Origin of the sequence: Streptomyces flavofungini (assembly GCF_041028215.1) — a bacterium.
Classification (GTDB): domain Bacteria; phylum Actinomycetota; class Actinomycetes; order Streptomycetales; family Streptomycetaceae; genus Streptomyces; species Streptomyces flavofungini_B.
In genome coordinates this window covers 1-8,995 of record NZ_JASKYR010000309.1, presented here as the reverse complement: position 1 = coordinate 8,995, position 8,995 = coordinate 1, and the positions used below count along the sequence as shown (strand labels likewise).

11 protein-coding genes and 1 pseudogene are annotated in these 8,995 nt (G+C 72.2%); 8 read left to right on the top strand and 4 right to left on the bottom strand.

Translation table 11 applies throughout. From position 1 onward, the window contains the following. On the top strand, nucleotides 1–1,019 hold a 1,019-nt coding region (locus tag AB8Z36_RS21380), incomplete at its 5' end, for a phosphatidylinositol-specific phospholipase C domain-containing protein (RefSeq protein WP_369214958.1). A gap of 31 nt (nucleotides 1,020–1,050) precedes the next feature. On the opposite strand, the gene AB8Z36_RS21375 is transcribed toward AB8Z36_RS21380, so the two are convergent. Continuing rightward, on the bottom strand, nucleotides 1,051–2,007 hold the full coding sequence (locus AB8Z36_RS21375; protein ID WP_369214957.1) for an endonuclease/exonuclease/phosphatase family protein: 957 nt from the start codon (nucleotides 2,005–2,007) through the stop codon (nucleotides 1,051–1,053). 154 nt (nucleotides 2,008–2,161) lie between these two features. Between AB8Z36_RS21375 and AB8Z36_RS21370 the strand changes: the two genes are divergently transcribed. The 4 genes and pseudogenes from AB8Z36_RS21370 (at nucleotide 2,162) to AB8Z36_RS21355 (ending at nucleotide 5,118) form a co-directional block, all read left to right on the top strand. Beyond that, a complete protein-coding gene (locus AB8Z36_RS21370) occupies nucleotides 2,162–3,616 on the top strand; it encodes an amidohydrolase (protein ID WP_369214956.1) in 1,455 nt (484 codons plus the stop codon). Between the two features lie 167 nt (nucleotides 3,617–3,783). After that, nucleotides 3,784–4,014: pseudogene (locus tag AB8Z36_RS21365) on the top strand (cytochrome P450); the annotation flags it as partial. 87 nt (nucleotides 4,015–4,101) lie between these two features. Beyond that, complete coding sequence (locus tag AB8Z36_RS21360) at nucleotides 4,102–4,785, top strand: DUF899 domain-containing protein (RefSeq protein ID WP_369214955.1); 684 nt, start codon at nucleotides 4,102–4,104, stop codon at nucleotides 4,783–4,785. 153 nt (nucleotides 4,786–4,938) lie between these two features. Next, on the top strand, nucleotides 4,939–5,118 hold the full coding sequence (locus tag AB8Z36_RS21355) for a hypothetical protein (RefSeq protein ID WP_369214961.1): 180 nt from the start codon (nucleotides 4,939–4,941) through the stop codon (nucleotides 5,116–5,118). Between the two features lie 11 nt (nucleotides 5,119–5,129). Here the strand turns inward: AB8Z36_RS21355 and AB8Z36_RS21350 are convergent, their stop codons facing one another. Further along, a complete protein-coding gene (locus tag AB8Z36_RS21350; RefSeq protein ID WP_369214954.1) occupies nucleotides 5,130–5,549 on the bottom strand; it encodes a hypothetical protein in 420 nt (139 codons plus the stop codon). Between the two features lie 113 nt (nucleotides 5,550–5,662). Further along, entirely contained in the window at nucleotides 5,663–6,160 is a 498-nt protein-coding gene (locus AB8Z36_RS21345; RefSeq protein ID WP_369214953.1) for an ATP-binding protein, read from the bottom strand. Nucleotides 6,161–6,318: 158 nt separating this feature from the next. On the opposite strand from AB8Z36_RS21345, the gene AB8Z36_RS21340 reads away from it, so the two are divergent. From AB8Z36_RS21340 to AB8Z36_RS21330, 3 genes are all read left to right on the top strand, one after another. Beyond that, nucleotides 6,319–7,179: a helix-turn-helix domain-containing protein gene (locus AB8Z36_RS21340; RefSeq protein ID WP_369214952.1), complete on the top strand. Its 861-nt coding sequence runs from the start codon at nucleotides 6,319–6,321 to the stop codon at nucleotides 7,177–7,179. 108 nt (nucleotides 7,180–7,287) lie between these two features. Continuing rightward, nucleotides 7,288–7,503, top strand: coding sequence for a DUF397 domain-containing protein (locus AB8Z36_RS21335; protein WP_369214960.1), 216 nt, complete (start codon nucleotides 7,288–7,290; stop codon nucleotides 7,501–7,503). Nucleotides 7,504–7,561: 58 nt separating this feature from the next. Then, entirely contained in the window at nucleotides 7,562–8,359 is a 798-nt protein-coding gene (locus AB8Z36_RS21330) for an SAM-dependent methyltransferase (RefSeq protein WP_369214951.1), read from the top strand. Nucleotides 8,360–8,386: 27 nt separating this feature from the next. Here AB8Z36_RS21330 and AB8Z36_RS21325 read toward each other — a convergent pair whose 3' ends face one another. Next, a complete protein-coding gene (locus AB8Z36_RS21325; protein ID WP_369214959.1) occupies nucleotides 8,387–8,866 on the bottom strand; it encodes an anthrone oxygenase family protein in 480 nt (159 codons plus the stop codon). Nucleotides 8,867–8,995: the final 129 nt, after the last annotated feature.

Sequence of the window (8,995 nt, the reverse complement as noted above, 5' to 3'; positions counted from 1 at the left end):
GGGCCCCCGCACCGCGAGCAACCACAACCGCAACCACAACGGCAGCGGCAACAACCACAACCGCAACGGCGGCGGCAGCCGCCTACTCCGCCACCACCGGCGTCGGCGTGCACAACGCGTACGAGAAGGTGAAGTACCCCTACTTCGCCGACGCCCTCGACTCCGGCGCCGCCATGCTGGAGCTGGACGTGTGGACCAACGTGTTCGGCAGCGGCTGGCGCGTCTCGCACAGCAACCCGCTGGGCAACGACAACAACTGCGAGAACGCGCGGAGCGCGGCCGAACTGCGCACCAAGCCCCGCAACCAGAGCCTCGCCGGATGTCTGCGTGACATCCGGAGCTGGCACGACGCCCACCCCGGCCACCGGCCCGTCGTCCTGAAGGTGGAGCTGAAGGACGGCTTCCTCGCCAACAGGGGCCGCGGGCCCGCCGACCTCGACACCCTGCTGAAGAACGCGCTCGGCGACGCCGTCTACCGGCCGGGCCAGCTCGCCGCGGGACACGCCACCCTGGACGACGCGGTACGCGCCAAGGGCTGGCCGGACCGCGCCGACCTGGCGGGGAAGTTCGTCGTGGAGCTGATACCGGGCACCGTCGAGCAGGGCAACCCCGCCGACACCCTGTGGACCGACCGCGAGTACGCCACCCACCTGCGCGACCTCGCCGCCGCGGGCCGCCTCGGCGACGCCGCCGCCTTCCCCGCCGTACTCGGCGCGGAGGCGGGCGACCCGCGCGGACGGTACACGGACGCGTCGATCCGGCCGTGGTTCGTGCTCTTCGACGGCGACGCGTCAAAGTACGCGGGCGGCACCATAGACACCAAGTGGTACGCCGACCGGCGCTACCTGGTCGTCATGACCGACGCGCACAACGTCGCCCCCGCCATCGACGGCACCCGGCCGACCGAGGCCCAGGCCGCCGAACGCGTCGCGCTGCTCGCGCGGCGGCACGCCAGCATCGTGTCGGCCGACTGGTATCCGCTGCCGGGCGTCCTGTCGACCGTGCTGCCGCGCGGCTGACCATCCGCCCCACCGGCCAGGCCAGGGCCGCTCAGGGCTGGATGCGGACCCAGACCGGCGCGTGGTCCGACCCCGCCGCGTCCCCGCGGACCGCCGGGTCGCCGTCCTCCACCGAGGGCAGCGACCCGGCCCCGGCCCCGGGCGCGCCCGTCCCCGCCGACCGGGCGTGGTCGAGCAGGCCACGGCTCAGCAGCACATGGTCGATGAGCTCGCGGCGGCCCGCGTGGATGCGGGAGAAGCGCTGCTCCGGCGGGATCATCGGGGCGACGTTCCACATCCGGGCCGCGTCGCCCTTGTCGGGGCGGTCGTGGCCGGGCGTGCCGATCTCGGAGCCCGGCGGGCCGAGGAGTATCTGCGTCGTCGCGGCGCCCTCCTCCGCGTTGAGGTCGCCGAGCACGGCGAGGTCGTGCTCCCTGCCGTCACCGTGCAGCAGCTCGTCCGTGAGCGCGCGGACCACGGTCGCCTCGGCGGCGCGGCGGCCGAGCGCGTAGGCCGCGTACCGGGCGCGCTCGCCCTCGTCGCGCGGCTGGAAACGGCCGCCGGGGTAGGAGAGCAGCTTCGACTTCAGATGGCAGACCACCACGTCGAAGAAGAAGGCCCGCGTCGACACCGTCACCGCGAGCACCCCGCGCCCGGACCGCCGCGTCGTCCGCCCCGCGTCGTCGACCTGCACGGGACGCAGCGGCTCGGGGAAGTCCCGCTCGTCGGCGATGGCGGAGACCGGCAGGGTGGTCAGGAACCCGACGCGGATGCCGCGCTCGTCCGGGTGCGCGGAGAGGGTGACGTGCCAGGTGCCCTCAAGCAGGCCCGCCAGGTCTTCCAGGGCCGCGGGATCGCCGACCTCCTGCACCCCGAGGACGCTCGGCCGCAGCGCGCCGACGGTCGCCGCGAGCGAGGCCAGCTTCGCCTCGTACGCCGCCTTGTCGCGGGGCCCGTAGGGGCCGCCGGGCCGGTAGAGGTTCTCCAGGTTCCATGTGCCGATGAGCATGACCGACTCCCTCGTCCGGACTCCCCTGTCCGCTCGCCCCTCGGCCCCAACGGCGGGTGAGGCCAGCGGCCCCATCGGCGGGTGAGGCCAGCGTGCCCGCGAAAACGTCTCCGCGACAGGGCCGCCGGAGGCGCACTCGCACTACCGTGAACAGATGACGCCGCCTCCCGCGCAGGGCCCGCCCGGACCGGCCGCGCCCGGCCCCGCCAGGCCCGCCGACCTCCTCATCACCGGCTGCACGGCCCTGACCCACGGCCCCGACGGGGAGATCGTCTTCGTCGAGGACGCCGTCATCGCCGTACGCGACGGGCGCATCGCCTCCGTCTCGGCGGACGACTCGGCCGATGTCTCGGCAGACCTCTTGGCCGATGTCTCAGCTGACGTCCCGGCCGAGGGCGCGGGGGCGGCCGTCGAACACATCGACGGGCGCGGCTGCGTCGCCCTCCCCGGACTGATCAACTGCCATACGCACACCCCGATGGTGGCCCTGCGCGGCCTCGCCGAGGACCTGCCCGCCCCTGCGTGGTTCAACGACTGGATCTGGCCGGTCGAGAGCAATCTGACCGAGCGGGTGATCGAGCTAGGCGCCCGGCTCGCCTGCGCCGAGATGATCCGGGGCGGCGTCACCACCTTCGCCGACCACTACTTCGCCATGGACACGGTGGCCGACGTCACCGCGGAGACCGGCCTGCGCGCCCTTCTCGGCCAGGCCTTCTTCAGCTCGCAGGGCCCCGAGGGCCGGGCCGCCTCGCTCGATTTCGCGCTGCGGCGGCGCGGGACGGCGGGCGGCCGGATCACCACCTGCCTCGCCCCGCACGCCCCTTACACCGTCGACGGCACCGACCTCGCCGCCACCGCTGGACTCGCCCGGGAACACGGCCTGCCGGTCCACATCCACGCCGCCGAGAACCGCGCGCAGACCGACAACAGCCTGGCCAGACACGGCTACACCCCCATCGAGGCCCTGGCGCGCGCCGGGCTGCTCGCCGATGACGTGGATCTGCTCATCGCCCACGCCACCGGCCTCGACACCGCCCGCGACCTGCCCTTGCTGCGCCGGGCGGGCGGACGTGCCGCCGTGGCGTCCGCGCCGCGCGGCTATCTGAAGTTCGGCTGGGACACGACACCCGTACGGGCGCTGCGCTCGGCCGGCGTCCCGGTCGGCCTGGCCACGGACGGTGCCGCCTCCAACAACACCCTCGACGTATGGGAGTCCATGGCGCTCACGGCTCTCGTCCAGAAGCGGTCCGAGCGGGACCCCACCTGGCTGACCGCCCGCCAGGCGCTCGACCACGCCACCCTCCAGAGCGCACGGGCCGTCGGCCTCGCGGGGAGGGCCGGAAGCCTCGCCGAGGGGCTGCGGGCCGACATCGTCCTCGTCGATCTGTCCGGTCCGCACACCCGGCCCGTGCACGACCTCGCCGCCACCCTCGTGCACAGCGCGCGCTCGGCGGACGTCCGCACCACGATCGTGGACGGCCGGGTGCTGATGCGCGACCGCGAGCTGCTGACCGTCGATGTGGAGTCGGTCGCCGGGGAGTTGGGCGCGCTCCTGCCCGGCCTTGTCGACCGGAGCCATGGGAGGCGCGTCCAGGAGTACGAGGGCTGAGGCGCCCCGAGCCGTCCGCATGCCCTGCTTAGGGTGGAGGCATGGCGATCACCACACAACAGGACGCGGACCGGCCCGAGCCGGAGGAAAACGGGCCGGAGGGCAACGGGCCGGACGGAAGCGGGCCGGAGGCAACCAGGCCCGACCAGCCCAAGCCCGAGCCCGAGCCCGAGCCCGACCGCCTCGACCTCGCCCGCGACACCACCGGCCATGTCGCGCTCGGCCACGGCATCCACTACTGCCTCGGCGCACCCCTGGCCCGCCTGGAGACCGAGACCGCGCTCGCCGCCCTCGTCGAACGCTTCCCGCGCCTCGCGCTCGCCGTGCCGAGGGACGCTTTGCGGTGGCGTCCGTCCATCCGGACCAGGGGACTTCTCCGGCTTCCGGTGACTTTCTGAGAATTCCCCGCCGGGAGCGATGAGTTCCACGCACGCCGCGGGTCCACCCTTCGCCGAGGTACGCCCGAAGGGTGGAGGAGACACGCCATGGGACTTCCGGACATCGTCACGCGTGCGCAGTGGCACATCGCGCGTGAGGAGTTGCTGGCCAAGGAGAAGGCGGCCACCCGCGCCCGCGACGCGCTCAACGCAGAGCGGCGCGGGCTGCCGATGGTGGAGGTCGACGAGGAGTACTACTTCGACGGCTCGGACGGCAAGGCCACGCTGCTCGACCTCTTCGACGGCCGGGATCAGCTCATCGTCTACCACTTCATGTTCGCGCCCGAGTGGGAGGCGGGCTGCCGCAGCTGCTCCGGCTTCCTCGACCAGATCGGGCACCTCGCGCACCTGCGGGCCCGGTCCACCAACTTCGTCGCGGTCTCCCGCGCGCCGTTCACCAAATTGCTCGCCTTCAAGGCGCGCATGGGCTGGACGGTGCCCTGGTTCTCGACCAACGGCGGGGACTTCAACCACGACTTCGGGGCCTCGTCCGACGAGGAGCCCCACGACGTGCCCGCGATCAACTGCTTCCTGCGGGACGGCGAGCGGATCTTTCACACGTACGCCACCTTCGCCCGTGGACTCGACGGACTCGGCTCCACCAGCAGCCTCCTCGACCTCACCGCCCTCGGCCGGCAGGAGGAGTGGGAGCGCCCGAGTGGCCGGGCGTCGGCGCTGGGAGCCCCCGCGGGCAGCGCGCGGGTGCGCTACCACGACGAGTACGAGGACTGAGCCCCCGGGAGAACCCCGGGATCCGCCTCAACTCCGTTGCGGTTCGGTCACATCGCGAGCCCCCGGAGCGTTCCGCGCGTTCTTCTCCGTAGAAGAGGCGGCACCGAGACCTTCGGTCCGCGTACGGAACGGCACGGGGGGACAGGAACCATGATGAACGGACGCACGGTGCTGGAGCGTTTCCCGGCGGGCGGGCCGCGCGGGTCGTGGCCCGCGGAGGAGTTCGCGCGGGCCCGCCGGGACGAGGGACAGCGCGCGGAGGTCGTGATGGACCTCGCGTCGGACGCCTTCCTGGTGGTCGTGCGCGAGCCCGAGCCCGCCATGGCCGCGTGAGCCGCACGGGCTCACGAGTAGGCCCGTGACCACCCGGGGGTCGTCCCCGTCTCGCCGCACAGCGCCAGATACAGCGGGATCGGCGGGGTGTAGGGGACGCCGCCCTCCGGGCGGTTGATCAGCACCGGACGGCGGCATCCCGCGTCCCTGACCACCGCGCCCGCCGAGTAGGCGACCGGCGCGGGCCACTCCATGGCCACGTCGGAGTCCGCGGGCACGATCCACCACCAGCGCGGCCCGTCCTCGTACACGCATCCGACCCGTGGCAGGCGGTCCATCAGCCGGGGGCCGAGCCGCGCGGGCACCGACACCGCGTCGCAGCCGAGCGGTTCGGTCATGCCCTCGGGCAGATGGAGCCGGAGGGGCGTCGGTGCCGGGGCTCCGGCGCGCTGTCTCTGCCGGGAGAGCCCGACGAGCGTGCCCAGGTCCAACGGTCGCACCGTACCCGCGCTCACACAGCTCCCGCCCGCGTCACTGCCACGCTCGACTCACCCGTTCTCCGTGCCCGCCGCCGTCGTTCCCCGCCGGCGCCCTCGCGACCGGCCTACGTCCACGCCGTCGCTTCCGTCACTCGTCGCAACTCCGCCCACACCGTCCGCCCGTTCCCGGGCCCCGCGTCGTGGACGCCCCACGCGCTGCTCACCGCATCGACGAGAAGCAATCCCCTCCCGTGCTCCTCGTCCATCCCCCTTCGCGCCGGGCGCGGCATCCCTGAACCGCAGCCCTCGTCGCGCACGGTTATTCGCAGCTTCTCCGACTCCGCGCACAACTCGCAGATGATCCGCCGGCTCGCGGTGTGCACCACGGCATTGGTGACCAGTTCGGAGAGGATGAGAGCCGCCGCTTCGCAGGCGTCCTCGTCCCGCACGGCCCACACACCGAACTGCGCGCGCATCAGGCGTCTGGCCTGGGCGACGGAGCCCGGATGAGGGGCGAGCACGAAACTGACGCAGACCTCGGCGGCATCGTCCGGCCGGACCTGGGCGAGAACGCCAAGGCGGCCTTCGGCGGCTTCGGTTCCTAACGGCGCGGGCGGAGTCACGCTCTCCACTATCGCCCCGTCCGGAACACCTTGGCAAGACCCACTCTGAAAAGTGCACAGTGGCGTGTTCCTCCGAGAGTGCGCATGGCACACTGCTCGCAAGAGCTCGCGGTGCGGTGTGCGTCGTCACAGCGCGGAGTCAGGTGGAGGTAGAAGACGTGAGCGAACCGCGGTCCGCGCCGACCGTCGGGCAGGTCGTTCTCGGTCGTCGCCTTCAGGACCTGCGTGAGAGCGCGGGCCTGAAGCGCGAGGAGGCCGCGAAGATCCTGCGCGTCGCCCCCGCCACCGTCCGCCGGATGGAGACGGCCGAGGTCGCGCTGAAGATCCCGTACCTCCAGCTCCTGCTCAAGGCGTACGGCGTCGCCGACGACGAGGCCGAGGCCTTCGTGACGCTCGCCGAGGAGGCCAACAAGCCCGGCTGGTGGCAGCGGTTCCACGACATCCTGCCCGGCTGGTTCAGCATGTACGTGAGCCTGGAGGGCGCGGCCAGCCTGATCAGGTCCTACGAACCGCACTTCGTGCCCGGCCTGCTCCAGACCGAGGAGTACGCCCGCCGCGTGATGCGCTCCGGCGCCATAGGCCAGACCCGGCCCGCCGACATCGAGCGGTATGTGGCGCTGCGCATGGAGCGCCAGTCGCTGCTGACCCGCGAGGACGCGCCCCGGCTCTGGGTCGTGATGGACGAGACCGCGCTGCGCAGGCCCGTGGGGGAGCCCGAGGTGATGCGCGCCCAGCTCGACCGGCTCCTCGAAGCCACCGAACTGCCCCATGTCACGCTTCAGGTCGCGCCGTTCTCGGCGGGCCCGCACCCCGGAACGTACGGACCGTTCGTGATCTTCCGCTTCGCCATGGCGGAGCTTCCCGACATGGTCTACAGCGAGTACCTGACCGGCGCCGTCTATCTGGACGCGCGCACCGAGGTGGCCACCCACCTGGAGGTCATGGACCGCATGGCGGCTCAGGCCGCCACCGCACAACGCACGAAGGACTTCCTCCGGGACGTCCGCAAGGAGCTGTGACACATGGACCGACACCGAGCCGGAACCCGCCCCACCGGTCCGCGTTCACCCGGGGCCCGCGACGACTCGCGCAGCGAGAACCGCGGGGAGTCCCGCATCTACAACGGCATGCCCGCACGTGAGCTGGGCAGCGACGGCTGGCACAAGCCGTGGAGCGGCGGGAACGGCGGGAACTGCCTGGAGGCCATGAAGCTGGCCGACGGCAGGGTCGCGGTGCGCCAGTCGGCCGACCCGGACGGCCCCGCGCTCATCTACACCTACGGCGAGATCAACGCGTTCATCCAGGGGGCCAAGGCGGGCGAGGCCGACTTCCTCCTCTCCTGACCTCCGTAACCCGTCACCTCCGTAACCCGTTCCGACTTCCTGGCTTTGTGGAGCTGCCGTGACCGACCCGTCGTACATCGACACCAGCAAGCCGCACCCCGCACGGATGTACGACTGGTTCCTGGGCGGCAAGGACAACTACCCGGTGGACGAGGAGATGGGCCGGCAGCTCGTCGCCATGGACGGGCGCGTGCTCACCATGGCGCGCAACAACCGCGCCTTCATGCAGCGTGCCACGCGCTGGCTCGCGGGCGCGGGGATACGGCAGTTCCTCGACATCGGCACCGGCATTCCGACCGAGCCGAACCTCCACCAGATCGCGCAGGAGATCGCCCCCGAGACGCGCGTCGTCTACTGCGACAACGACCCGATCGTCCTCGCCCACGCCGAGGCCCTGCTGCGCTCGACGCCGCAGGGCGTCACGGAGTACATCCAGGCGGACTTCCGCGAACCGGAGAAGATCCTCGAAGAGGCCTCCCAGGTCCTGGACTTCGGCAAGCCCATCGCCCTGTCACTGGTGGCGCTGCTGCACTTCATCTCCGCCGAGGACGGCGCGTACGAGCTGGTGGAACGCATGATGCGCGCCCTGCCGCCGGGCAGCCACCTCATGCTGTCGCACGGCACGGGCGACTTCACGCCGGGCACGGCCGAGGAGGCCGCCCGGCTCTACAAGGCGCGCGGCATGACCCTCGCCCTGCGCTCGCGGGCAGAGGTGGCGAGGTTCTTCGCCGGGTACGAGTTCGTCGAACCCGGCGTCGCCATCATCGACCGGTGGAAGCCGGAGCTCGGCGAGCGGGTGACGGACTCGACGCAGGGACCCGTCCCCGGGTACGCGGCGGTGGCCCGCAAGCCCTGAGCCCGGGTGCCGGGTGCCGGGCGGGGGTCAGGTCAGGGCCAGGATGATCGAGGCCGCCGCGCCCAGGGAGGCGACGGTGCGGACGTGGTTGTACGCGGTCCACTCGCGGACGTACCCACGCCAGTACGCCGCGCCCTCCTCGCTCTCCGGGTCCACCTCGGCGAGGGCTTCGTTGCGCGGGACGTTCGCCGCGACGGTCACGCCGAAGCAGCCGACGAGGTAGAGCACGCAGCCGATGAGCAGCCCGGCGGTGCCGTCCTCCGGCCAGAGCACGAACGTCACGACAGCGAGCACCAGGCAGAGCCCCGCGGCCCCCAGGAAGATGGCCATGAACCACGGGTTGACCGCGGTGACGTTGATCGCGTTCATCGCGGCGATGCCCTGGGCCGGGGGCAGCGCGGCCAGCCCCCTCATCACGAACGTCGAGAACGCGGCGAAGGCTCCGGCGGCGAGACCGCAGGCCAGCGCCCCGAGCACGGCGAGCACGAAGTACGGTCCGTCGATCATGGCGACTCCCGGAGAGATGTGGGCCGTTGCGTCGAAGAGGCGGGCCGCGAGTGATCCTGCATCGCCGACCGCGTAGGGACAAGTCAATTGCCCGGCACCGGCCTTGGCCATACGAGGTCGGCGATGCAG

What these genes read in the sequence shown, in the direction of transcription:
- AB8Z36_RS21335 (WP_369214960.1), top strand. Translation starts at nt 7,288, where the DNA reads ATGCCCGCACGTGAGCTGGGCAGCGACGGCTGGCACAAGCCGTGGAGC.
- AB8Z36_RS21325 (WP_369214959.1), bottom strand. Translation starts at nt 8,866, where the DNA reads ATGATCGACGGACCGTACTTCGTGCTCGCCGTGCTCGGGGCGCTGGCC.
- AB8Z36_RS21375 (WP_369214957.1), bottom strand. Translation starts at nt 2,007, where the DNA reads ATGCTCATCGGCACATGGAACCTGGAGAACCTCTACCGGCCCGGCGGC.
- AB8Z36_RS21370 (WP_369214956.1), top strand. Translation starts at nt 2,162, where the DNA reads ATGACGCCGCCTCCCGCGCAGGGCCCGCCCGGACCGGCCGCGCCCGGC.
- AB8Z36_RS21355 (WP_369214961.1), top strand. Translation starts at nt 4,939, where the DNA reads ATGAACGGACGCACGGTGCTGGAGCGTTTCCCGGCGGGCGGGCCGCGC.
- AB8Z36_RS21360 (WP_369214955.1), top strand. Translation starts at nt 4,102, where the DNA reads ATGGGACTTCCGGACATCGTCACGCGTGCGCAGTGGCACATCGCGCGT.